Consider the following 21,837-nt stretch of genomic DNA (forward strand, 5'->3'; position numbering starts at 1 on the left):
GGCTCAGACCAGCTTCAGGGCCCGGAACCCCGAACTCATCCAGCGCGATGAGGCCAGGTCCTGCTTTTTTCCATAGAAATCCAGCGCCCCATCGATCACCGCCACCGAATGCCAGTTGTCTGCCAGGGTGCCGATCGCCCCGTTGGCCAACTCTGCGACCGTGCTTTCACGCACGTAGCCAAACAACCCCAGGCGGCGCAGCGCTTCGCCAGGGTACTCGCCATCGTTGAGGGTTTGCAGAGCCGTCGTGTAACTCTGGCGGGCACGAAAATCGTTGTTCTCGATCTGCGCGCGCTTGGCACTGACTGCGTACAAAAAGTGCGCGGCATTCAGCAACTGTCGATTATTGCCATGAAAGTTCGACTCGGCGGCAGCCTGGCGCACTTCCTCGTGGGTCAGTTGCAACCGGAAGGCATCTCGCATGACCACGTCAAACCCCGTCGGCGTGATTTGAACCTGCTTATAGATCGCCCTCGGGTCTTGCCCGAACCGGATCATCGCCGCCTTGATCGCCGAGACCGTGACGCAATTGCCTTCGACCCCCTGGTAAAACCCGCTCCAGATGTCCGCGGGCCGGACGCTCGCGACCACAGGGGCGGCGCCGCGATTGCTCGGCGGCGGCAGTTGATCATCGAACAAGACATACCCATAGCCCCGATCAGCCGTTCGTGGTGTCCCGCCATCATGCCTGACCCCCTCGCGCACCAGCGCCGACCCGCGGTTATGGGTCTCCAGCACCCCTACCGCGCCCTTGCCCGCCATATCGCTCACCGGGACGAACTGCGACAGGCCGAACACCCCCATGCCTTGCAGACAACGCTGGGTGGTCTCGCCCTCGAGCGTCTTTGCCAAGGCGGCTTCGAACGTGGCATAGCCCCCGGTCAGTTGCTTGCGTTTGACAAAGGCGGCAAACATGAAATTGGCATTCTTTACCACGCCGCTGTCCGCCCCCGTGAAGCGGGAAGCCTGCGACGCCTGCTGCAACTCCTGGCGTGACAGGTGCAGCTTGAACTCATCCTTCATCGTGACGTCGTACCCATCGCCCGAGGGTAGCAACTCGTTAAACATCGCGGCTGGACGCTGACCGAACGTCATCATCATCAACTTGATCACCGCCGCGTGGCTGCTGCAATCAAAACTCTCGCCGAAGCGCCGCTCGCTCGTGTGGAATGCCGAAGCGATATCAGCCGGCCTTTCACCTGCGGGTTTCACCGGAAATACGGGAGAAGCCCCGCGCTGCTGGGCCGTTTCGATCATCGAACGGCTAGCTGTGGAGATATACATGCACTGGGTTCCTGACGCTTGTAAAAAATAAGCAGCCGAACGGGCAGCCAGGTTTGGGCTGACTGCCCCGTTCGCAGCCCTTCAATTCAACGGATTCACCAATAGGGCTATGGCACCAGAGCTATGGCATCGCCGTGCGTGGGCGCTTTTCCCTGTCGCCCCCATAGCTCTTCGCGACCGTTGATGACCGCCACCGAATGCCGGGCCCGATTGCACATGCCCAACTGCCCCTTGGCGAGTTCACGCACGGGGACCCTCTTCATGTGCTTGCTCAGCCCCAGCCGCTTCAACCCCTCCCCCGGCCCTCGCTCATCCTCGCCATCATTCAGGCTGCGGATCGCCGCACCGAAACTGCGTGCCGCCCTGCCATCGTTGTTTTCGTCCTGGGCACGCTTGGCGCTGATCGCGAAAAGAAATTGCGCGTCTTTGAGCATCTCTTTGTCAGCCCCGACAAATTTTGCCCCACGCGCACCTTCGGCGAGCTCCCGGTCCGTCAGGTTGACAGTTACGTCATCGCGCATGACCACGTGATAACCACGCTCGGTTTTTTTCACCTCCTTGAAAATATCCGTAGGGCTTTGGCCAAACTGGTACATCGCCGCCTTGATGGCCGATACCGTCACGCAGTTGCCATCCGGCCCTTGGCGAAAGCCGCTCCAGATATTGTCGGGCTTCGCGCCGTTGCGCTTCTTCGAAAGGCCCGCGATCATCGCCGCAGGCTCGGGTTTTGGCGGCGCAGGCGCAGGCACCACAGGCGTAGTGACCTCCGGCCGCGATGGGGATATTCCCGGCAGCGGCTTCTCTTTGTTATCAGAGACCAAGTTAATCAGCTGAGTCAAAAACGAAGTAAACAGCGTCATTAACTTATCGAGCGGCTCTGAATTATTCGCCACGCCATGAGTGTTTTCCCGCACGTGCTCCAGTACCCCCTGGCTCGCCGGAGACGGCACACTCAAGAAACCGCTTAATTGCGCAAACTGTTCATTTTTTGCTTTCATGGAATCGACAGGAAGTACCTGACGAACATCCACAACACGCGCAATATTATTAATTGAACAACATGACATACGGGCCTCCACTTGCAGGCACTTCCCGGAACATCAGCCCCAAAGAAGTGCACATCCAGTTCAATACGTATAAAGGAAGTTGCTGACGTCAGGCTCTGAATGCAGGCCGGCGGCTGGTCCGCCAGTCGCGCATATCAGATTGAGGTTCAGCCGGGCCGGGACTGGTTATATCCGGGGTAGGCGTATCTGGTTGTGGTTGTGGCTGTGGTTGTGGCTGTGGTTGTGGCTGTGGTTGTGGCGTGATCGCCGGTACTTCCGGGGTGGCCGGTCGCGGCTTGACCTCAAGCGCATGCACACCCGGCTTGGGTGCCGGCATGACCTCCGGCGTAGGTGTGTGCTTGTGCGTAGGCGTGGGCGTAGGCGCAGGCGTGTGCGTGTGCGTAGGCATGGGCGTAGGCGCAGGCGTGTGCGTGTGCGTAGGCATGGGCGTAGGCGTAGGCGTGTGCGTAGGCATGGGCGTAGGCGCAGGCGTGTGCGTGTGCGTAGGCGTGTGCACAGGCACCACTTCAACCTTGCGAGCGGCTTCCGGCATCGGCATGACGCGAGGTAAAACCGCTGCCGCATTCGGTTTCGTTTCGCCGCTCAGCGCCTTCGTATCGGGGCAATGACAATGACCGACGTTAACGTTCACTTGCACCTGATTGTCGGCATCCTTGATCACGGAGGCAGCGGATTGATGCATGTGGGGTGACACCGGAAGAGCCGGCTGGCCTCGCCGATCAGCCGTCAATGCGAGGTGTCCAGGCTTCTCCGGCAGCTTGCTTGCATCCACTGGAATGGCGGGCGTTCTATCCGCCCCAGGCAACATGCCGGACACCATGTTCCGCCCCGAAAACATCTCACGCACGGTTTTGACAACCTGCTCCAGCATGTCAAGCAAGCGTGCAAGCCCGCCTGTCTCGATTGTCATGTTGCTGTTCGAAACCTTGAAAGGGTCACGAGGCACGCCAGGGTGAGCCACAGTCGTATTGGCCCCCAATGTGCCGGTTTGCGTGAAGGTTTTCGACATGGATGGCGACAACCGCTCCATGGATGTTGTATCGCCGTTGAACAAAGGTGAATGATTAATCGATAGCGACATCAGTAAGTTCCTTATTGGCACGGCCCGCCTCGGTTAATCAGCGGGGCAGGCGAGAGTTTTTTATCGACTGGAAACAACCCTTGCTGCTTCACAGTCGATACTTTCGTGGAATACGAGGCTATCGAGTTCCAGAAATCGCGACTCATATAAGGAAACCAAATCAAACTTTCGGACTTTTCCCCCTGTTAATTTTTAAAAGACCGCAAACCAAGTAGCCTTAGCCAGATCCGACTGGACACACACGCTAATAAACCACCCTCGGGGCAACTTACCGACACAACCCCAAAACCTGCACGGCATCCGGCTGTGTTATTTCGCCCCGACTTCCTCGCGCAAAAACGCAAAATGCCCCGCATCTTTCGATACGGGGCATTTTCTTCAAACAAACGAGCGGCGCATTCAAGCGCGACGGGTCACCCCTCAGACGCGGCAGGATGGGCCATCCCCAACAACCGGCTCACCTGCTCCAAATCCGTCTCCCGACGCATGGCGGTGAACAGCTCGACGGCCTCCGGGTAATTGCGCGTCAGCATCGCCAACCACTGCTTCAGCCGGCCGGGCGCCTGGCGTTCGGTCAGTTGGGCCACCGACTGGGTCCAGAAATCCTGGAGCATCGGCTGCATCTGCGCCCAGGTCATTGCTACGACGTCTTCGCCGGCGCGTGCCGCCGCGATCTGCCGCGCAAGATCCGGACGCGCAACCAGCCCGCGACCCAGCATGATGTCTTCGGCGCCGCTGACTTCGCGGCAACGCTTCCAGTCTTCGACGCTCCAGATATCGCCATTGGCGAACACTGGCACCTTGACCACATCCTGCACGCGTGGAATCCACTCCCAGTGAGCCGGCGGTTTGTAGCCATCGGTCTTGGTCCGCGCATGCACGACGATATGCGCCGCGCCGCCCTCGGCCAGCGCCGTCGCGCATACCAGCGCGCCATCCGGGCTGTCGAAGCCCAGGCGCATCTTGGCGGTCACCGGGATATGCGCCGGCACTGCGCGACGCACATGCTCGACGATGCGGTTGAGCAGCTCCGGCTCCTTGAGCAGCACCGCGCCGCCACGGGACTTGTTGACGGTCTTGGCCGGGCAGCCGAAATTCAGGTCGATCACCTCGGAGCCCAACTCGCAGGCCAGGGCCGCGTTCTCTGCCAGGCACACCGGGTCGGAACCGAGCAACTGCACACGCAGCGGCACGCCAGCGGCGGTGTGGGCACCGTGCAGCAGTTCGGGGGCGAGCTTGTGGAAATAGGCCGGGGTAAGCAGGCGGTCGTTGACACGGATGAACTCGGTCACGCACCAGTCAATACCGCCCACGCGGGTCAACACGTCCCGCAGGATGTTGTCGACCAACCCCTCCATGGGCGCCAAAGCAATTTGCATGGAAAACACTCAACAAAAATCGTGGCGCAGTTTACTGGGTTTCCCGCCGCGACCGTTAACCCCCTGTCAGGGCGGCGCCGTAGCCGTCGAGAAACTCCGCCGGCATGCGCTTGGGCTTGCCGCTGGACAGTTCGATGCAGACAAAGGTGGTTTGTGCGCGCAGCAGGGTCGCGCCGTCGCGAGGGCGTACCAGCTGGAAACGCCGGGTCATTTTCAGGCGCTGGTCCCAGTCGACGATCCAGGTCGCCAGTTGCAGCTCGTCGCCTTCATAGGCGGCCGCCAGGTAGTCGATCTCATGGCGCACCACGGCCATGGCTCGGTCCAGTCGCCGGTACTCGGTGAGGTCCAGCCCCAGGCGCTGGGAATGGCGCCAGGCGCAACGCTCCAGCCAGGACACGTACACCGCGTTATTGGCGTGCCCCAGGCCGTCGATGTCCTCAGCGACGACCTGCAGATCGATGATAAACGGCGTTGCCAAATCCCAGCCCATGCCTTGCTCCTGTCGATTGATGTCGGCAGGGCAGTGTATCAGGCAGTTTGGCGCGCCTGTAAACAGCTGCCCGCCAGCAGCGCCAGCACCGCCTCGACCACCCGCGGATCGGCCAGCACGCGCTGGTGCCCGCCCTGCTCCAGGCGCAACAGGCGACTGTCGAACCAAGCGTCGTGGATAACCTGGGAAGCGCTGACCGGCACGAAGGTATCGTCTTCGGCATGCACGATCAGGCCGGGGAGGTCCATCTGGTAATGGGCCACGTCCAAGTGCTTGAGCGGCATGCCCAGGGTCAGCTCGACTTCCTGGATAAACGCTGAGCGCGCCCGCGACGGCAAACCGACCATCCCGGCAAACCCGCCGAGCACATCAAGGAAGCGCGACGGCGCGGCAATGCTCACCAGCGCTTCGGTACGCAGCCCCAATTGCACCGCCAGCATCGCACTGGCGCCGCCCATGGAGTGGCCGACCACCGCATGCAACGGCGGCAGCTCGGCCGCCGCTTCAAGCATCGCGCGGGCAAACAGCAGTACGTGGGCTTCACGCCCCGGCGAACGGCCATGGGCCGGGCCATCGAGGGCGAATACCGAATAGCCGTTCTGCACCAGCGCAGTGATCAGGCTGGCGAACTGGGTGGGCCGGCCTTCCCAACCGTGCATCAGCAGCACCGCCGGGCCCTGGCCCCAGCGCAACGCCGACAGGCCGAAACGCAAGGTGACGCGCTCGGCGTGCGCCAGCAGCGGCAACTCCCAATCCCGCGGCGGCAGATCCCGCGGGGTCATGAAGACCCGCCGCATGCTGTTGGCCACCGTGTGCGGCGCCAGGCGCCCCAAGGTGCCGTTGACGCCACGAATCCAGGTCAATGCGCCCATTTTTATAACCCCTCTTAACGTATGGCCGACTTGGCGGCACGCAACACACGATCGGACAATTCACCCGGCCCCAGGGCACGCGCCAATGCCAGCCCACCGACCATCAAGGCCATGTCCGCCAGGGCCTTGTCAGTGTCTTCCGGGCTGGCGGCCAGTTGTGCGGCCATCAGTTCCACATGTTCGTTGAGGACATCGCGAAAGGCGTCCGGCAGGCGGCCCATCTCACCCACGGTTGCCGGAATCGGGCAAGCCTTGGCCGTGGAGTCGCGGTGCTTGCGCGACAGGTAGAACGCCGCAACCAGGGCACGACGCTCTTCGCCGGTGAGTTGGGCATCCATGTCGTCGATCGATGCACGGCGCTGGGCCAGCAATTGGCTGAAGGCTTCCAGCATCAGCGCATCCTTGCTTTCAAAGTGCGCGTAGAAGCCGCCGACAGTCAGCCCCGCCGCCCCCATGACCTCGCCAACGCTCGGCTCGGCCGGGCCACGCTGGACCAACGCGGCACTGGCGGCTTGCAGGATACGTTCGCGGGTTTGCGCTTTTTTATCGCTCATCGTGTGCCTCCGACTCTCATGGGTTAAATATTATAACCATAATAATATTTCGCAAGCGAGCGGCACGACCATTGGTCAGAAGCCCGGAGGGGCAAGGGAAGGGAGAATTGGCCAAACGCCAGACAAACAAAAGGGCCATTCAATAATTGAATGACCCTTAAAAATCCCGCAGAGCGGGTAATCGTGGCGTCCCCTAGGGGACTCGAACCCCTGTTACCGCCGTGAAAGGGCGGTGTCCTAGGCCACTAGACGAAGGGGACACAAACCTTCTATACAACTGATCAGGCTGAGACTGATCGATCCAAGGGCGGCGTGGCCAAAACCTTGAACCTGTAAATTGGTGGAGCTAAACGGGATCGAACCGTTGACCTCTTGCATGCCATGCAAGCGCTCTCCCAGCTGAGCTATAGCCCCGGATTTTTCGCCTCGCGGCGCAGCAGACCTTGCGAACTGCTTGTTGAAACTGGCGTCCCCTAGGGGACTCGAACCCCTGTTACCGCCGTGAAAGGGCGGTGTCCTAGGCCACTAGACGAAGGGGACAAAACCTTCTGTACAACCTGATCAAGCTAGGCCTGATCGATTCAAGGACGGTGTGGCCAGACCTTGAACCTGTAAATTGGTGGAGCTAAACGGGATCGAACCGTTGACCTCTTGCATGCCATGCAAGCGCTCTCCCAGCTGAGCTATAGCCCCTCATCGGTGAGGACGGGGCGAATCTTAATGGCGCTTTGGGAACGTGTCAAATTTATTTTCAACAATTTCCAAAATTTTTTGCCGGGATAACAATCACTTACCAACCAAACCCCGAAAAACCGGGGTTTGGCCGCCACAAGCGCTGACTCAGGCGATCGCGCCCAGCAGCTTCTCCCACTCTTTGTTTTCTTTCTTCGACACACCACCAAGCAAATCAAGGGCTTGGCGCAGACGGAAACGCGTAAGGTCCGGGCCGAGAATTTCCATCGCGTCGAGTACCGACACCGAACTGGCCTGCCCGGTGATCGCGGCAAACATCAACGGCATGGCATCGCGCAATTTCAGCTCGAGGGATTCGACCACGGCCTGGATCGTCGCGGTGATGGCGTCCTTCTCCCACTGGCGCAGGCTTTCGAGCTTCCACAGGATCAGTTGCATCAACTGGCGCACCTGATCGGCGGAGAGTTTCTTCGACTCAAACAGTTTGACGTCCGGGTTCACGCCACCGGCGAAGAAGAAACTGGCCAACGGTGCGACCTGGCTGAACGTCTCCACCCTGCCCTGCACCAGCGGCGCGATCTTCATCATGTACTCGGGGTTCAACGCCCACTGCTGCACGCGGCTGGCGAACTCTTCCACCGGCAGGTCACGCAGCCACTGGCCATTGAGCCACGACAGCTTCTCGATATCGAAGATCGGTCCGCCCAGCGACACGCGGGACAGGTCGAAGTTATCGACCATTTCCTGCAGCGAGAACTTCTCGCGCTCGTCCGGCATCGACCAACCCATGCGGCCCAGGTAGTTGAGCATCGCTTCGGGCATGAAGCCCATGCGCTCGTAGAAGGTCACCGAGGTCGGGTTCTTGCGCTTGGACAGCTTGCTCTTGTCCGGGTTGCGCAGCAGCGGCATGTAGCACAGCTGCGGTTGTTCCCAGCCGAAGTACTCGTAGAGCAGGATCAGCTTCGGCGCCGAGGGCAGCCATTCTTCGCCGCGCAGCACATGGGTGATGCCCATCAGGTGGTCATCGACCACGTTGGCCAGGAAGTACGTCGGCAGGCCGTCGGTCTTCATCAGCACTTGCATGTCCATGCGGTCCCACGGGATCTCGACGTCGCCGCGTAACATGTCCGGCACCACGCACACGCCTTCGCTCGGCACCTTCATGCGGATCACATGGGGCTCGCCGGCCGCCAGGCGCGCGGCCACTTCTTCTTTCGACAGCAGCAGCGCGCGGCCGTCGTAGCGCGGGGTTTCGCCACGGGCCTGTTGTTCGGCGCGCATCTGGTCCAGTTCTTCGGCGGTGCAGAAGCAGGGGAACGCATGGCCCATGTCGACCAACTGCTGGGTGTACTGCTTGTAGATGTCGCTGCGCTCGCTCTGGCGATACGGGCCGTGCGGGCCGCCGACGTCCGGGCCTTCCGACCAGGTGATGCCCAACCAGCGCAGGGCATCGAAAATCTGCTGTTCGGACTCGCGGGTCGAACGCAGTTGATCGGTGTCTTCGATCCGCAGGATGAATTCACCGCCGTGCTGCTTGGCAAAGCAGTAGTTGAACAAGGCGATGTAGGCAGTGCCGACGTGGGGGTCCCCGGTAGGCGATGGCGCGATGCGCGTGCGGACGGTGGTCATGGCTGGTCTCGAATGGGCGATATAACTGAAATTGAAACAAGGGGCGAATGGTAACAGCCATGGGCACTTAGGCTCCAGCGTCCTCCGTACCGAGCATGGCATATAGGCCAAGTTTGAGCCTGGAGACTCGCCGTAGCTATTTGCCAGCTGGCTGGCTGGTTATATTCCATTACCTCTTGTTACAGACTCCGCGCCCATGCCTGCCCCACTGAAACGCCGCCTGCTTATCTTCGTATTGATCGTGAGCCTGATCGCCCTGGGTTTCTTCGCCCATTGGTTCTTCAGGGGCCGCTTCTACGAAAGCACCGACAACGCCTACGTGCAGGGTGAGATTACCCGTGTCTCCAGCCAGCTCGGCGCGCGGATTGTCGAGGTGCTGGTGGGCGACAACGAGCACGTGCAACAAGGCCAGTTGCTGGTGAGGCTTGAAGACGACGACTTCCACCTCGCCGTGGACCGCGCCAACGCCGCCCTCGCCATGCGCGAAGCCGAGCGCACCCAGGCGCAGAGCAAGTTGACCCAGCAAGCCAGCCTGATCGCCGCCGGCGAAGCCAAAGTCGCGTCCAGCCAGGCCAGCCTGGGCCGCTCGCAGATCGACCTGTCCCGCGCCCAAACCCTGCGCAAACCCGGCTACGTCTCGGAAGAACGGGTGACCACCCTCTCCGCCGACAACCATATCGCCCGCTCCCAAGTGGCCATGGCCCAGGCCGACCTGCAGGGGCAGCGCCAGCAGGTCAACGCGCTGAATGCCGAGATCAAGCGCCTCGACGCGCTGATCGCCAATGCCAGAACCGACCTGGCCCAGGCCGAGCTGAACCTGACCCGCAGCGAAATCCACGCGCCCATCAGCGGCCTGGTCGGCCAACGCGCCGCGCGCAACGGCCAATACGTACAGGCCGGCGCCTACCTGCTGTCGATCGTCCCCGACCAGGACATCTGGATTCAGGCCAACTTCAAAGAAACCCAGATCGGCCACATGCAGCCTGGGCAAAAGGCCGAGCTGACGTTCGATGCTTACGGCGATACGCCGATCGAGGCGCGGGTCGACAGCCTGTTCGCGGCCTCCGGGGCGCAGTTCAGCCTATTGCCGCCGGACAATGCCACCGGCAACTTCACCAAAGTCGTTCAACGGATTCCGGTGAAACTTACGTTTGCTGCGGATAACCCGCTGAAGGGCAAGATCCGTCCCGGTATGTCCGTTACGGTCAAAGTGAACATCAAAGATCAGCCTGATGGCCGGTGATCAACTGCTGCGCCCGGTCGGCGAACCGACCCGGCGCGACTGGATCGCGGTGATGAGCGTGATGCTCGGCGCCTTCATGGCGGTGCTCGACATCCAGATCACCAACTCGTCCCTCAAGGACATCCAGGGCGCGCTGTCGGCCACCCTGGAAGAAGGCTCGTGGATTTCCACCTCCTACCTTGTGGCCGAAATCATCATGATCCCCCTTACCGCCTGGCTGGTGCAGTTGCTCTCGGCACGGCGCCTGGCGGTGTGGGTGTCGGTGGGGTTCCTGATCGCCTCGCTGATGTGCTCCATGGCCTGGAGCCTGGAAAGCATGATCGTGTTCCGCGCCCTGCAGGGGTTTACCGGCGGCGCGCTGATCCCGCTGGCGTTCACCCTGACCCTGATCAAGCTGCCCGAGCACCACCGCGCCAAAGGCATGGCGATGTTTGCCATGACCGCCACCTTCGCGCCGTCCATCGGCCCGACCATCGGCGGCTGGCTCACGGAAAACTGGGGCTGGGAATACATCTTCTACATCAACGTGCCGCCCGGGCTGCTGATGATCGCCGGGCTGCTCTACGGCCTGGAAAAAAAGGCGCCCCACTGGGAGTTGCTCAAAAGCACCGACTACGCCGGCATCGTCAGCCTCGCCATCGGCTTGGGCTGTTTGCAGGTGTTTCTGGAAGAAGGCCACCGCAAGGACTGGCTCGAGTCGAACCTGATCGTCAGCCTGGGCAGCATCGCCCTGCTGAGCCTGATCACCTTCGTGATTGTGCAGCTGTCCAAACCCAACCCGCTGATCAACCTTGGCATCCTGGCCAATCGCAACTTCGGCCTGTCGAGTATTTCCAGCCTGGGGATGGGTGTCGGGTTGTATGGCTCGATCTATCTGTTGCCGTTGTACCTGGCGCAGATCCAGAACTACAACGCGCTGCAGATCGGCGAAGTGATCATGTGGATGGGCATTCCGCAGCTGTTCCTGATCCCGCTGGTGCCCAAGCTGATGAAATACGTGTCGCCCAAATGGCTGTGCGCCGTAGGCTTCGGGCTGTTCGGCCTGGCGAGTTTTTCCTCGGGGGTACTCAACCCGGACTTTGCCGGCAGCCAGTTCAACCAGATCCAGATCATCCGCGCCCTCGGGCAGCCGTTGATCATGGTGACCATCTCGCTGATCGCCACGGCCTACATCCTGCCGCAGGACGCCGGGTCGGCTTCCAGCCTGTTCAACATCCTGCGCAACCTCGGCGGCGCCATCGGTATCGCGCTGCTGGCGACCTTGCTGGATGCGCGCACCAAGACCTATTTCGATTATTTACGCGAAGCGATCGTGCCGACCAACCCGCAGGTGGCGGAGCGGCTGGCGACGCTGACGGAACAGTTCGGCAACCCGACGGCGGCGCTGGGCAAACTCAGTGAGATTACGCACCAGCAGGCGCAGATCATGGCCTACAACGATGCGTTTCACTGCGTGGGGTTCGCGTTGGGCGTAAGCATGCTCGCGATCTTGTTGACCAAGACGTTGCCGGCGGGGCTTAAGGCTGGGGGGAGTCATTGAGACCGTGTCGCGCCTATCGGGAGCAAGCTCCCTCCCACATTTGACGGCATTTCAAAGTTGGAATCCGGTCAAATGTGGGAGGGGGCTTGCCCCCGATGAGGCCAGTACCGCCACTACCGATCAAACCGCCAACAGGCGCTCACGTAACTTGCCGATTTCATCGCGGGTTTGCGCCGCCGCTTCGAACTCCAGATCCCGCGCCAGTTGGTACATTTTCGCGCCTATCGGGAGCAAGCTCCCTCCCACATTTGACGGCATTTCAAAGTTGGAACCCGGTCAAATGTGGGAGGGGGCTTGCCCCCGATGAGGCCAGTACCGCCACCACCGATCAAACCGCCAACAGGCGCTCACGCAACTTGCCGATTTCATCGCGGGTTTGCGCCGCCGCTTCGAACTCCAGATCCCGCGCCAGTTGGTACATTTTCGCGTCTATCGGGAGCAAGCTCCCTCCCACATTTGACGGCATTTCAAAGTTGGAACCCGGTCAAATGTGGGAGGGGGCTTGCCCCCGATGAGGCCAGTACCGCCACCACCGATCAAACCGCCAACAGACGCTCACGCAACTTGCCGATCTCATCGCGGGTTTGCGCCGCCGCTTCGAACTCCAGATCCCGCGCCAGCTGGTACATTTTCGCGCCTATCGGGAGCAAGCTCCCTCCCACATTTGACGGCATTTCAAAGTTGGAACCCGGTCAAATGTGGGAGGGGGCTTGCCCCCGATGAGGCCAGTACCGCCACCACCGATCAAACCGCCAACAGACGCTCACGCAACTTGCCGATCTCATCGCGGGTTTGCGCCGCCGCTTCGAACTCCAGATCCCGCGCCAGCTGGTACATTTTCGCGCCTATCGGGAGCAAGCTCCCTCCCACATTTGACGGCATTTCAAAGTTGGAACCCGGTCAAATGTGGGAGGGGGCTTGCCCCCGATGAGGCCAGTACCGCCACCACCGATCAAACCGCCAACAGGCGCTCACGTAACTTGCCGATTTCATCGCGGGTTTGCGCCGCCGCTTCGAACTCCAGATCCCGCGCCAGCTGGTACATTTTCTCTTCCAACTGGCGGATACGCTTGGCGATCTCGCTCGGCGAGCGCAGTTCGTTTTCGTACTTGGCGCTTTCCTCGGCGGCCTTGGCCATGCCTTTGCGCTTCTTGCTGCGCGAGCCGGGCACGGTGGCGCCTTCCATGATATCGGCGACGTCCTTGAACACGCCTTTGGGCGTGATGCCGTTCGCCAGGTTGAAGGCGATCTGCTTGTCGCGACGGCGCTCGGTCTCGCCAATCGCCCGCTCCATGGAGCCGGTGATGCGGTCGGCGTAGAGAATCGCCCGGCCATTGAGGTTACGCGCCGCACGGCCGATGGTCTGGATCAGCGAACGCTCGGAGCGCAGGAAGCCCTCCTTGTCCGCGTCCAGAATCGCCACCAGCGACACTTCCGGCATGTCCAGGCCTTCGCGCAGCAGGTTGATCCCCACCAGCACATCGAAGGTGCCCAGGCGCAGGTCGCGGATGATCTCCACGCGCTCCACGGTGTCGATGTCCGAGTGCAGGTAGCGCACGCGCACGCCGTGGTCGGCCAGGTAGTCGGTCAAGTCTTCGGACATGCGCTTGGTCAGCGTGGTGACCAGCACCCGCTCTTCCAGGGCCACGCGCTTGCTGATTTCCGAGAGCAGGTCGTCGACCTGGGTCAACGCCGGGCGGATTTCGATCTGCGGGTCGACCAGGCCGGTCGGGCGCACCAGTTGCTCGATCACGCGCCCCGCATGCTCAGCCTCATAATTGCCGGGCGTCGCCGAGACGAAGATGGTCTGCGGGCTGATGCGTTCCCATTCGTCGAAGCGCATCGGCCGGTTGTCCAGCGCCGACGGCAGGCGAAAGCCGTATTCCACCAGGGTTTCCTTGCGCGAACGGTCGCCCTTATACATCGCGCCGACTTGCGGCACGCTGACGTGGGATTCGTCGATCACCAGCAGCGCGTCGTCCGGCAGGTAGTCGTAGAGCGTCGGCGGCGGCGCTCCGGATTCACGGCCCGAAAGGTAGCGCGAGTAGTTTTCGATGCCGTTGCAGTAACCCAGTTCCAGGATCATCTCCAGGTCGAAACGGGTGCGTTGTTCCAGGCGCTGGGCTTCCACCAGCTTGTTGTTGGCGCGCAGGTATTCCAGGCGCTCGGCCAGCTCGACCTTGATGCCCTCGACGGCGCCCATCAGGGTTTCGCGCGGCGTGACGTAGTGGCTTTTGGGGTAGAAGGTGAAACGCGGCAGTTTGCGGATCACTTCGCCGGTCAACGGGTCGAACGCCGACAGGCTCTCGACTTCATCGTCGAACAACTCGATGCGGATCGCTTCCAGGTCGGACTCCGCCGGGTAGATGTCGATCACATCGCCGCGCACGCGGAAGGTGGCGCGGGCGAAGTCCATGTCGTTGCGCGTGTATTGCAAGCTCGTCAGCCGACGCAGCAGTTCGCGCTGGTCGAGTTTGTCGCCACGGTCGACGTGCAGCACCATCTTCAGATAGGTTTCCGGGCTGCCGAGACCGTAGATGCACGACACCGTGGTGACGATGATCGCGTCCTTGCGCTCCAGCAGCGCCTTGGTCGCTGACAGACGCATCTGCTCGATGTGGTCGTTGATCGATGCGTCCTTCTCGATAAAGGTATCGGAGGACGGCACATAGGCTTCGGGCTGGTAGTAGTCGTAGTAGGAAACGAAGTACTCCACCGCGTTGTTCGGGAAGAACGCCTTGAACTCGCCATACAACTGCGCGGCCAGGGTTTTGTTCGGTGCCAGTACCAGGGTCGGGCGGTTGATCTGCGCGATCACGTTGGCGATGCTGAACGTCTTGCCCGAACCGGTCACCCCGAGCAGCGTCTGGTGCGACAGGCCCGCTTCGATGCCTTCGACCATCTGGCGAATCGCTTCGGGTTGATCGCCGGCGGGTTCAAAGCGGGTGACGAGCTGGAAATCCGACATAACGTACCTCTTTCAAGTCACCCCCGGCTGCACTCCACCAAGGACGAAAAAAGCTCAGCGACCCGCGAATTTTCATCGCAGGTTGCAGGAAAAAACCATGATAGCTGTAGAAGTGGTGACGAATGTGCCGGGTTTCAAGGCAATCGTCCGACCTGCCGTCTACGCTCAAGGTTGGATTAAGACTGACGGTCGGTAAATAAACCGAAAAACTTGGCCGAAAAGCCGTTTCGGTTGTCGCCCTTGACCGTGATGGCCTCTATACTAGCTCCCCGTTTGTGCACCGCTCTAGTGCATTCGGCTGGAGCGCGACACGTCCCTCCTTTCCCCCAAAGAGCTGCCGCAAAAATGAGCCTGTTCTCCGCTGTCGAAATGGCACCACGCGATCCAATCCTGGGCCTCAACGAAGCATTCAACGCCGATACACGAACCACCAAGGTCAACCTTGGCGTGGGCGTTTACTGCAACGAGGAGGGGAAGATTCCACTCTTGCGTGCCGTTGCCGAAGCGGAAGCCATTCGCGTGGCGCAACACGCCGCCCGTGGCTACCTGCCGATCGACGGGATCGTGGCCTACGACCAGGCTGTGCAAAAGCTGCTGTTTGGCGCTGACTCGCCGCTGCTGAGCGCTGGCCGCGTCATCACCGCACAAGCGGTCGGCGGCACCGGCGCGCTGAAGATCGGTGCAGACTTCCTCAAGCAACTGCTGCCCAATGCCGTGGTTGCCATCAGCGACCCAAGCTGGGAAAACCACCAGGCGCTGTTCGAAAAAGCCGGCTTCCCGGTGCAGACCTACCGCTACTACGACGCCGCCACCCACGACGTGAACCGTGCTGGCCTGCTCGCCGACCTCAACGCCCTGCCGCCGCAATCGATCGTGGTGCTGCACGCCTGCTGCCATAACCCGACCGGCGTCGACCTGAGCCCGGCCGACTGGCAACAAGTTCTGGACGTGGTCAAGGCGAAAAACCTGGTGCCGTTCCTCGACATGGCCTACCAGGGTTTTGGCGATGGCATTTACGAAGACGCCGCCGCGGTGCGCCTGTTCGCGGAATCGGGCCTGACGTTCTTTGTATCGAGCTCGTTCTCCAAGTCGTTCTCCCTGTACGGCGAACGCGTGGGCGCGCTGTCGATCGTCAGCGAATCCAAGGAAGAAAGCGCGCGCATCCTGTCCCAGGTCAAGCGTGTGATCCGCACCAACTACTCCAACCCGCCGACCCACGGCGCGGCGGTCGTGGCCGCAGTGCTGAACAACCCTGAGCTGCGCGCCCAGTGGGAAGCCGAGCTGGCGGAGATGCGCCTGCGCATCCGTGGCATGCGCGAGCAGATGGTCGCCGAACTGGCCAAGGCTGCGCCGGGCCACGACTTCAGCTTCGTCGGTCGCCAGCGTGGGATGTTCTCCTACTCCGGCCTCACCGTTGAGCAAGTCACCCGTCTGCGCACCGAGTTTGGCATCTACGCGCTGGACACCGGGCGTATCTGTGTGGCCGCGTTGAACCAGTCGAACATTGGTGCGGTAACGAAGGCGATTGTTCAGGTTCTATAAACCTGGCGGCGCTGCACGAAGGGAAGCTACGGCTTCCCTTTTTAATGCCTGTCAGAAAACGCCCTGCTCCCCTAGACTGAACCCCGACTGCCCCTTTGCTGTGAGAGCCCTATGAGAAACGACGACCTGGACCTGCGTGCCGACCGCGACGAACTGGACCACTTCACCCCGCGCGCGCCGCAAGCCAAGCGCCAGAAAAGCCTGGTCTTGCAAGTGGCCCTCGGCGTATTCCTCGGCGGGTTGGCCCTGTGGCTGGTGCAATTGGGTGCGACAGCGATAATGGCCAAATTGGCGATGGGTACCCTGCAATTCGGCGGCTGATGAAGATTGAAAGGTGGAAGGGGCAAGCCCCCTCCCACATTGGTTTTATGGGGTTGCCAGGACGCGTTCCTCCAGTAACCTTACGAAGCTGTTCAGGCTCTGCGACACCGTGCCTCGGCGCCAGATCAACCAAGTGTGCAAGACGCGGAAACTGTCCGTCAGCGGCCACACACTCACCGTGGTAAACCCCGGCATGCTTTCCAACATGCTGCGCGGCATCAGCGCTAGGCCGGCCCCGGCGCTGACGCAGGCAAGCATGCCGTGGTAGGACTCCATCTCGAAAATCCGCCCCGGCACCGCGCCGTCCTGTGCGAACCAGCGCTCGAAGTGGTGGCGGTACGAACAGTTGGAGCGAAAGGTATAGATGCTTTCCCCGTTCACATCCTGCCCGCGGGTGATCGGCGCGTGATGCAGCGGTGCAATCACCACCATCTCCTCCTCGAACACCGCCAGGCCCTCCAGGGTGGCATGCAACACCGGCCCATCGACGAATGCCGCCGCCAGACGCCCCGACAACACGCCTTCGATCATCGTGCCCGAGGGCCCGGTACTCAGGTCCAGCTCGACCTTGGCGTGCTTCTGGTTATATGCCGCCAGCAGTGCGGGAATACGCACCGCTGCGGTGCTTTCCAGCGAACCGAGGGCAAACGCGCCCTGGGGCTCCTCCCCCGCCACCGTGGCGCGGGCTTCCTGTACCAGGTCGAGAATACGCCGCGCATAGCCGAGGAAATTCCACCCGGCCGGGGACAGACGCAGGCGGCTCTTCTCGCGGATAAACAGCGCCACGCCAAGATCCTGCTCCAGTTGCTTGATGCGTGTGGTCAGGTTGGACGGCACCCGATGAATCAACTGCGCGGCGGCGCTGATGCTGCCTTGCTCGGCAACGGCCTTGAAGATTTCCAGCTGCACCAAGTCCAAATCATTCTCCAATCGTGAACGTATTGCTTAATATTATTCACTTTCCAGAAAAGATATAGCCCCTTACGCTGATTCCAATCCAAACCTTCAGCAGGACGGTGCCATGAACGCTATCGCTCACCAGACCCACGCCCTCTCGATCAACCCCGCCACCGGCGAAACGGTCGGCAGTTACCCGTATGAAAACGAGAGCCAGCTGGACGCCACCCTCAACCGTGCGACCGCCGCTTTCCGCACCTGGCGCCGCCAGCCGCTCAGCCAGCGCGCAGAGCGGTTACAGGCCCTGGCCGGCGCGCTGCGTGAGCAAGCCGAAGCCATGGCGCAGATGATCACCCTGGAAATGGGCAAACCCATCGTCCAGGCCCGCGCCGAAATCGAGAAATGTGCGCAACTCAGCGAATGGTACGCCGCCCACGGTCCAGCCATGCTCGCCGCGGAACCGACGTTGGTGGACAACGGCAGCGCGCACATCGAATACCGCCCGCTGGGCCCGATCCTCGCGGTGATGCCGTGGAACTTCCCGGTCTGGCAAGTCCTGCGCGGCGCCGTGCCGACGCTGCTCGCCGGCAACACTTACGTGCTCAAACACGCACCGAACGTGATGGGCAGCGCCTACCTGATGAAAGCGGCGTTCCACAAAGCCGGCTTTGCCGAAGGCCTGTTCGAAGTGCTCAACGTGACCCAGGACGGCGTTTCCAAAGCCATCGCCGACCCACGCATCGCCGCCGTCACCCTCACCGGCAGCGTGCGCGCCGGTATGGCCATCGGCGCCCAGGCCGGTGCCGCGCTGAAGAAATGCGTGCTCGAACTGGGCGGCTGCGACCCGTTCATCGTGCTCAACGACGCTGACCTCGACGCCGCCGTCCAGGCCGCGGTGATCGGCCGTTTCCAGAACAGCGGCCAAGTCTGCGCCGCAGCCAAGCGCCTGATCATCGAAGCCGGCGTGGTGGACGCCTTCACCGCCAAGTTCGTCGAAGCCAGCCGCCAACTGGTGATGGGCGACCCGACCTCGACCCACACCTACGTCGGCCCGATGGCCCGCTTCGACCTGCGCGACGAACTGCACGGCCAGGTCCAGGCGACCCTGGCAGAAGGCGCGACCCTGCTGCTGGGCGGCGACAAAGTGCCCGGCGCCGGCAACTACTACGCACCGACCGTACTGGCCGACGTCACCGACCAGATGACCTCGTTCAAACAAGAGCTGTTCGGCCCCGTCGCCTCCATCATCAGCGCCCGCGACGCCGATCACGCCGTGGCCCTGGCCAACGACAGCGAGTTCGGCCTGACCGCGAGCATCTTCACCCGCGACTCGGCGAAAGCGCGCGCGATCGCCGACCAGCTGGAAACCGGCGGGATCTTCGTCAACGCCTTCAGCGTGTCCGACCCGCGGGTGGCGTTTGGCGGCGTGAAAAAAAGCGGCTTTGGGCGGGAGTTGTCGCACTTTGGCGTGCGGGAATTCTGCAATGCGCAGACGGTGTGGCTGGATCGCAAATAATCCACAGCAACCCCTGTGGCAAGGGAGCGTGATCCCGCGGGGCTGCGCAGCAGGCTCAGCAGCGGATATGCCGGCGCACGCACTGCACCAGCCCGTCCAGCGCCTCTGACTTCACAGGCGCGAGCACACAGACCGTGTGCTCGCGCTCACCTTCGGTCACGGTCAGGGTGTAATGCACCTGGCCTGGATTACCGGGTTCCGGCGCGGTGCTTTGCGGCAACTGAAAGAAGTGTGAAGCCTCGATCAGTTGCCGCAACTCTTGCTGGTCCGCCTCGGGCAGCGTCTCCAGTTCCACGGTGTTCGGTCGGGCCAGGCCCGGAAAAAACGCGGGTCCCCCAATTTCCTTGATCGAAATTTGCATGGCTGTTCCTCACCGCCCAGGCGGGTTGTCAGACGTTAATGCCCACTGCTTTCCAGCCTTCCTTCACCGCCTTGTGCTCGGCCTTGCCAGCACCGTACAGCCGACCGGCAATGTCGTAGGTGATGCGCGCGAAACGCAGGAACCCCGCGTTCGGCCGCAACCGCGCATCGCGTAGAGCGTCATACCAGATACGCCCTGCGCGCTCCCAGGCAAACCCGCCGATCTTCGTGGCTACCTGATAGAACGCATGGTTGGGAATACCGGAATTGATATGCACCCCGCCGTTGTCCTCATAGGTCTGCACGAAATCGTCCATATGCCCCGGCTGAGGGTCCTTGCCCAGCAGCTTGTCATCGAACGCGGTGCCCGGCGCTTTCATCGAGCGCAACGCAGTGCCTTTGATTTTCTTGGTAAACAACCCTTTGCCGATCAACCAATCCGCATCTTGCGCCGTTTGCTGCAGCGCGTACTGCTTGATCAGTGAGCCGAACACGTCGGACAGCGACTCGTTCAACGCACCGGATTGATTGAAATACATCAGCTTGGCCTCATCCTCGGTCACACCGTGGGCCAACTCATGGCCAATGACATCAAGGGCTATCGTGAAACGGTTGAATAGTTGCTGATCGCCATCACCAAACACCATCTGGCTCGAGTTCCAGAATGCATTGTTGTAGTTCTGGCCAAAATGAACGGTCGCGTCCAACGCCATACCGGCGTCGTCAATCGAGTTGCGGTCGAAGACCTGATCGAAAAAATCGAATGTGGCGCCCAACCCATCGTAGGCCTCGTCCACCGCCACATCACCACTGACGGGCTGCCCTTCGCCACGGATCAACTTGCCCGGCAGGCTATCGGCGCCCTCGGCGCTGTAGATCGAACGCCGTTTTTCGGCGCCCATGGGCAGGGCCATGTGGGCAGCCCCTTTGGCGGGTACGGCAACCATGCGCAACGAACGGAACGTGCTGTCTTTGGCGCGTGTGCGTAACGCGACTTCCCGTTGCGCTTTATCGCCGTTGCGGGCGATCTGGTCGAGCATGTATGGCGGGATCAGGCAGAAAATCGGGTTGCGATGCTGGCGAACACACATTGGCTGGCTCCATTTTGGCGTGGGGTGAACGTCCGGGTAACCGTTCAAGAATAGTCCTGCCGTGGCGGCTTGGGCCAAATTGTCATGAAGCTATGCTGCAGTAGTGTTAATCCGAGGACTGCGAGGAACTTACAATGCCCCCACGCGCCACCAAAATCGACCTTTCGCACCGCCCCCGGCTCGCCGATCTGCGCCCGTTGCTCGCGGCCGGCCCCAGCCTCATGGAGGCCAGGGCGGCGACTGCGCGTGTCACCGCGGCCAAGGACCTGCAGGACCGGCGCGGCTACGCTGAAGCGTTTCTCGACCGCTTCGTGGTGCCATGGCCCACGGTGGATGAAGCCCTGCTGGCTGACGTACAGCCGCTGCGCCTGGACTACACGCATTTCTCAGTGACCATGTCGCGCTCGAGGCGACTGGCACTCTACGTGGGCGCCAATATCGATGGCGCACAGCATGTGGATATCATCCGCAGCAACGACGCCTGGGCCTACGACGGCCGCCTGCCCATCAGCGCACAGGTGGGCGACGCGCTCTACACCGACAATGGCCTGGACCGCGGTCACCTGGTGCGCCGACAGGACCCCAACTGGGGCGACGCGGCCAACACCGCCAATGCCGACACCTTCCACTTCACCAACTGCTCACCGCAGATGAGCGGGTTCAACCAGAAGACCTGGCTGGAACTCGAGGACTACATTCTCGATAACACACAACGCTGGAAAGCCCGGGCCACGGTGTTTACCGGCCCGGTGTTGGCGGACGACGACCGCGTCTACCGGGGCGTTAAAATCCCCAAAGCATTCTGGAAAGTGGTCGCCTACCTCAGCGACGACGGCAAGCCCTGCGCCAGCGCCTACATGATCGACCAAAACCGCGAGCTGGGTCAGCTCGACCTCATGTTCGGCCAGCTCAGAACCTACCAGCGCAGCGTGATTCAGATCGAACGCTTGACCGGTATCCGCTTCGCCAACCTGGCCGACTACGATGGTTTCAGCAATGAAGAGCGCGCCACGGGGACGCGAATTGAAGCGCTGATCCAGGGCCCTGAAGATATTCGTCTGTAACCGGGCGACCTAAGGCTATATCGCCCCGCCGTGATCGACTACCATACCGCGCCGGTTCCCAAACGGGACTAATAGGGAATCCGAAGCGCGGTACACCGCGCCAATCGGAACTGCCCCCGCAACTGTAGATGCCGAGCCCGCTCCCCCACTGCCACTGGACCCCGTCCGGGAAGGCCGGAGCGTGGCGACGACGCATCAGTCAGGAGACCTGCCGGCCCAGCAAAATCACTAACCGGCGGGGTGTCC

The 21,837-nt window shown here is 61.6% G+C and carries 19 protein-coding genes, 4 tRNA genes, 3 pseudogenes and 1 riboswitch; of the genes and pseudogenes, 7 read left to right on the plus strand and 19 right to left on the minus strand.

Annotation, left to right across the window (positions count from 1 at the left end):
* Positions 1 to 3: 3 nt before the first annotated feature.
* Together LQ249_RS21490 and LQ249_RS21495 are read right to left on the minus strand one after the other, a co-directional pair.
* Positions 4 to 1,284 (minus strand): hypothetical protein, encoded by a 1,281-nt coding sequence (locus LQ249_RS21490; RefSeq protein WP_126589555.1) that lies wholly within the window; start codon positions 1,282 to 1,284, stop codon positions 4 to 6.
* A gap of 107 nt (positions 1,285 to 1,391) precedes the next feature.
* Entirely contained in the window at positions 1,392 to 2,282 is an 891-nt protein-coding gene (locus LQ249_RS21495) for a hypothetical protein (protein ID WP_057005687.1), read from the minus strand.
* Between the two features lie 308 nt (positions 2,283 to 2,590).
* Between LQ249_RS21495 and LQ249_RS21500 the strand changes: the two genes are divergently transcribed.
* Complete coding sequence (locus LQ249_RS21500; protein WP_232565894.1) at positions 2,591 to 2,959, plus strand: hypothetical protein; 369 nt, start codon at positions 2,591 to 2,593, stop codon at positions 2,957 to 2,959.
* A gap of 886 nt (positions 2,960 to 3,845) precedes the next feature.
* Here LQ249_RS21500 and LQ249_RS21505 read toward each other — a convergent pair.
* The 9 genes from LQ249_RS21505 to gltX all read right to left on the minus strand — a co-directional run bounded on the left by LQ249_RS21505 (position 3,846) and on the right by gltX (position 9,049).
* Positions 3,846 to 4,811, minus strand: a complete 966-nt coding sequence (locus LQ249_RS21505) for a tRNA dihydrouridine synthase (protein WP_017847710.1) — start codon at positions 4,809 to 4,811, stop codon at positions 3,846 to 3,848.
* 55 nt (positions 4,812 to 4,866) lie between these two features.
* A complete protein-coding gene (locus tag LQ249_RS21510; protein ID WP_017847711.1) occupies positions 4,867 to 5,301 on the minus strand; it encodes an acyl-CoA thioesterase in 435 nt (144 codons plus the stop codon).
* Positions 5,302 to 5,339: 38 nt separating this feature from the next.
* Positions 5,340 to 6,173, minus strand: coding sequence for an alpha/beta hydrolase (locus tag LQ249_RS21515; protein ID WP_057005688.1), 834 nt, complete (start codon positions 6,171 to 6,173; stop codon positions 5,340 to 5,342).
* A gap of 14 nt (positions 6,174 to 6,187) precedes the next feature.
* Positions 6,188 to 6,727: a TetR/AcrR family transcriptional regulator gene (locus LQ249_RS21520; RefSeq protein WP_046382629.1), complete on the minus strand. Its 540-nt coding sequence runs from the start codon at positions 6,725 to 6,727 to the stop codon at positions 6,188 to 6,190.
* Positions 6,728 to 6,911: 184 nt separating this feature from the next.
* Positions 6,912 to 6,987: transfer RNA gene (locus LQ249_RS21525), tRNA-Glu, on the minus strand.
* A gap of 78 nt (positions 6,988 to 7,065) precedes the next feature.
* Positions 7,066 to 7,141: transfer RNA gene (locus LQ249_RS21530), tRNA-Ala, on the minus strand.
* Positions 7,142 to 7,191: 50 nt separating this feature from the next.
* Positions 7,192 to 7,267, minus strand: a tRNA-Glu gene (locus LQ249_RS21535).
* A gap of 77 nt (positions 7,268 to 7,344) precedes the next feature.
* Positions 7,345 to 7,420 (minus strand) — tRNA-Ala (locus LQ249_RS21540).
* Positions 7,421 to 7,567: 147 nt separating this feature from the next.
* On the minus strand, positions 7,568 to 9,049 hold the full coding sequence (gene gltX, locus LQ249_RS21545) for a glutamate--tRNA ligase (RefSeq protein WP_017847714.1): 1,482 nt from the start codon (positions 9,047 to 9,049) through the stop codon (positions 7,568 to 7,570).
* Between the two features lie 196 nt (positions 9,050 to 9,245).
* Between gltX and LQ249_RS21550 the strand changes: the two genes are divergently transcribed.
* Positions 9,246 to 10,292, plus strand: a complete 1,047-nt coding sequence (locus tag LQ249_RS21550) for an HlyD family secretion protein (RefSeq protein WP_017847715.1) — start codon at positions 9,246 to 9,248, stop codon at positions 10,290 to 10,292.
* 49 nt (positions 10,293 to 10,341) lie between these two features.
* Positions 10,342 to 11,832, plus strand: a complete 1,491-nt coding sequence (locus LQ249_RS21555; protein WP_169850652.1) for an MDR family MFS transporter — start codon at positions 10,342 to 10,344, stop codon at positions 11,830 to 11,832.
* A gap of 120 nt (positions 11,833 to 11,952) precedes the next feature.
* Here LQ249_RS21555 and LQ249_RS21560 read toward each other — a convergent pair whose 3' ends face one another.
* The 5 genes and pseudogenes from LQ249_RS21560 to uvrB all read right to left on the minus strand — a co-directional run bounded on the left by LQ249_RS21560 (position 11,953) and on the right by uvrB (position 14,800).
* Positions 11,953 to 12,066: a UvrB/UvrC motif-containing protein gene (locus LQ249_RS21560; RefSeq protein ID WP_200806989.1), complete on the minus strand. Its 114-nt coding sequence runs from the start codon at positions 12,064 to 12,066 to the stop codon at positions 11,953 to 11,955.
* Positions 12,067 to 12,160: 94 nt separating this feature from the next.
* Positions 12,161 to 12,259: pseudogene (locus LQ249_RS21565) on the minus strand (UvrB/UvrC motif-containing protein); the annotation flags it as partial.
* A 109-nt stretch (positions 12,260 to 12,368) separates the two neighbouring features.
* A pseudogene (locus tag LQ249_RS21570) lies at positions 12,369 to 12,467 on the minus strand (UvrB/UvrC motif-containing protein); the annotation flags it as partial.
* Positions 12,468 to 12,576: 109 nt separating this feature from the next.
* Positions 12,577 to 12,675: pseudogene (locus LQ249_RS21575) on the minus strand (UvrB/UvrC motif-containing protein); the annotation flags it as partial.
* Positions 12,676 to 12,784: 109 nt separating this feature from the next.
* Entirely contained in the window at positions 12,785 to 14,800 is a 2,016-nt protein-coding gene (gene uvrB, locus LQ249_RS21580; RefSeq protein WP_017847718.1) for an excinuclease ABC subunit UvrB, read from the minus strand.
* Positions 14,801 to 15,145: 345 nt separating this feature from the next.
* On the opposite strand from uvrB, the gene LQ249_RS21585 reads away from it, so the two are divergent.
* Positions 15,146 to 16,342 carry an amino acid aminotransferase gene (locus LQ249_RS21585; RefSeq protein WP_017847719.1) on the plus strand — a complete coding sequence of 399 codons (1,197 nt, stop codon included), beginning with the start codon at positions 15,146 to 15,148 and terminating at the stop codon, positions 16,340 to 16,342.
* A gap of 111 nt (positions 16,343 to 16,453) precedes the next feature.
* The gene (locus LQ249_RS21590) at positions 16,454 to 16,663 is read left to right on the plus strand and encodes a hypothetical protein (protein ID WP_017847720.1); all 210 of its coding nucleotides are present in this window, start codon (positions 16,454 to 16,456) and stop codon (positions 16,661 to 16,663) included.
* Between the two features lie 45 nt (positions 16,664 to 16,708).
* On the opposite strand, the gene ptrR is transcribed toward LQ249_RS21590, so the two are convergent.
* Positions 16,709 to 17,581, minus strand: a complete 873-nt coding sequence (gene ptrR, locus LQ249_RS21595) for a putrescine utilization regulator PtrR (protein ID WP_046382626.1) — start codon at positions 17,579 to 17,581, stop codon at positions 16,709 to 16,711.
* A 103-nt stretch (positions 17,582 to 17,684) separates the two neighbouring features.
* Between ptrR and LQ249_RS21600 the strand changes: the two genes are divergently transcribed.
* Complete coding sequence (locus LQ249_RS21600) at positions 17,685 to 19,076, plus strand: aldehyde dehydrogenase family protein (RefSeq protein ID WP_177030737.1); 1,392 nt, start codon at positions 17,685 to 17,687, stop codon at positions 19,074 to 19,076.
* A 55-nt stretch (positions 19,077 to 19,131) separates the two neighbouring features.
* Here LQ249_RS21600 and LQ249_RS21605 read toward each other — a convergent pair whose 3' ends face one another.
* The gene (locus LQ249_RS21605) at positions 19,132 to 19,437 is read right to left on the minus strand and encodes a protealysin inhibitor emfourin (protein WP_017847723.1); all 306 of its coding nucleotides are present in this window, start codon (positions 19,435 to 19,437) and stop codon (positions 19,132 to 19,134) included.
* A 28-nt stretch (positions 19,438 to 19,465) separates the two neighbouring features.
* Complete coding sequence (locus tag LQ249_RS21610) at positions 19,466 to 20,527, minus strand: M4 family metallopeptidase (RefSeq protein WP_057005690.1); 1,062 nt, start codon at positions 20,525 to 20,527, stop codon at positions 19,466 to 19,468.
* Between the two features lie 134 nt (positions 20,528 to 20,661).
* On the opposite strand from LQ249_RS21610, the gene LQ249_RS21615 reads away from it, so the two are divergent.
* A complete protein-coding gene (locus LQ249_RS21615; RefSeq protein ID WP_057005691.1) occupies positions 20,662 to 21,591 on the plus strand; it encodes a DNA/RNA non-specific endonuclease in 930 nt (309 codons plus the stop codon).
* 35 nt (positions 21,592 to 21,626) lie between these two features.
* A riboswitch (cobalamin riboswitch) is annotated at positions 21,627 to 21,821 on the plus strand.
* Positions 21,822 to 21,837: the final 16 nt, after the last annotated feature.

This window comes from Pseudomonas sp. 7-41 (assembly GCF_021233075.1).
Lineage (GTDB): Bacteria > Pseudomonadota > Gammaproteobacteria > Pseudomonadales > Pseudomonadaceae > Aquipseudomonas > Aquipseudomonas veronii.

What these genes read in the sequence shown, in the direction of transcription:
- LQ249_RS21590 (WP_017847720.1), top strand. Translation starts at nt 16,454, where the DNA reads ATGAGAAACGACGACCTGGACCTGCGTGCCGACCGCGACGAACTGGAC.
- LQ249_RS21510 (WP_017847711.1), bottom strand. Translation starts at nt 5,301, where the DNA reads ATGGGCTGGGATTTGGCAACGCCGTTTATCATCGATCTGCAGGTCGTC.
- uvrB (WP_017847718.1), bottom strand. Translation starts at nt 14,800, where the DNA reads ATGTCGGATTTCCAGCTCGTCACCCGCTTTGAACCCGCCGGCGATCAA.
- LQ249_RS21495 (WP_057005687.1), bottom strand. Translation starts at nt 2,282, where the DNA reads ATGAAAGCAAAAAATGAACAGTTTGCGCAATTAAGCGGTTTCTTGAGT.
- LQ249_RS21520 (WP_046382629.1), bottom strand. Translation starts at nt 6,727, where the DNA reads ATGAGCGATAAAAAAGCGCAAACCCGCGAACGTATCCTGCAAGCCGCC.
- LQ249_RS21505 (WP_017847710.1), bottom strand. Translation starts at nt 4,811, where the DNA reads ATGCAAATTGCTTTGGCGCCCATGGAGGGGTTGGTCGACAACATCCTG.
- LQ249_RS21550 (WP_017847715.1), top strand. Translation starts at nt 9,246, where the DNA reads ATGCCTGCCCCACTGAAACGCCGCCTGCTTATCTTCGTATTGATCGTG.
- gltX (WP_017847714.1), bottom strand. Translation starts at nt 9,049, where the DNA reads ATGACCACCGTCCGCACGCGCATCGCGCCATCGCCTACCGGGGACCCC.
- LQ249_RS21615 (WP_057005691.1), top strand. Translation starts at nt 20,662, where the DNA reads ATGCCCCCACGCGCCACCAAAATCGACCTTTCGCACCGCCCCCGGCTC.
- LQ249_RS21515 (WP_057005688.1), bottom strand. Translation starts at nt 6,173, where the DNA reads ATGGGCGCATTGACCTGGATTCGTGGCGTCAACGGCACCTTGGGGCGC.
- LQ249_RS21605 (WP_017847723.1), bottom strand. Translation starts at nt 19,437, where the DNA reads ATGCAAATTTCGATCAAGGAAATTGGGGGACCCGCGTTTTTTCCGGGC.
- LQ249_RS21585 (WP_017847719.1), top strand. Translation starts at nt 15,146, where the DNA reads ATGAGCCTGTTCTCCGCTGTCGAAATGGCACCACGCGATCCAATCCTG.
- LQ249_RS21610 (WP_057005690.1), bottom strand. Translation starts at nt 20,527, where the DNA reads ATGTGTGTTCGCCAGCATCGCAACCCGATTTTCTGCCTGATCCCGCCA.
- LQ249_RS21600 (WP_177030737.1), top strand. Translation starts at nt 17,685, where the DNA reads ATGAACGCTATCGCTCACCAGACCCACGCCCTCTCGATCAACCCCGCC.
- LQ249_RS21490 (WP_126589555.1), bottom strand. Translation starts at nt 1,284, where the DNA reads ATGTATATCTCCACAGCTAGCCGTTCGATGATCGAAACGGCCCAGCAG.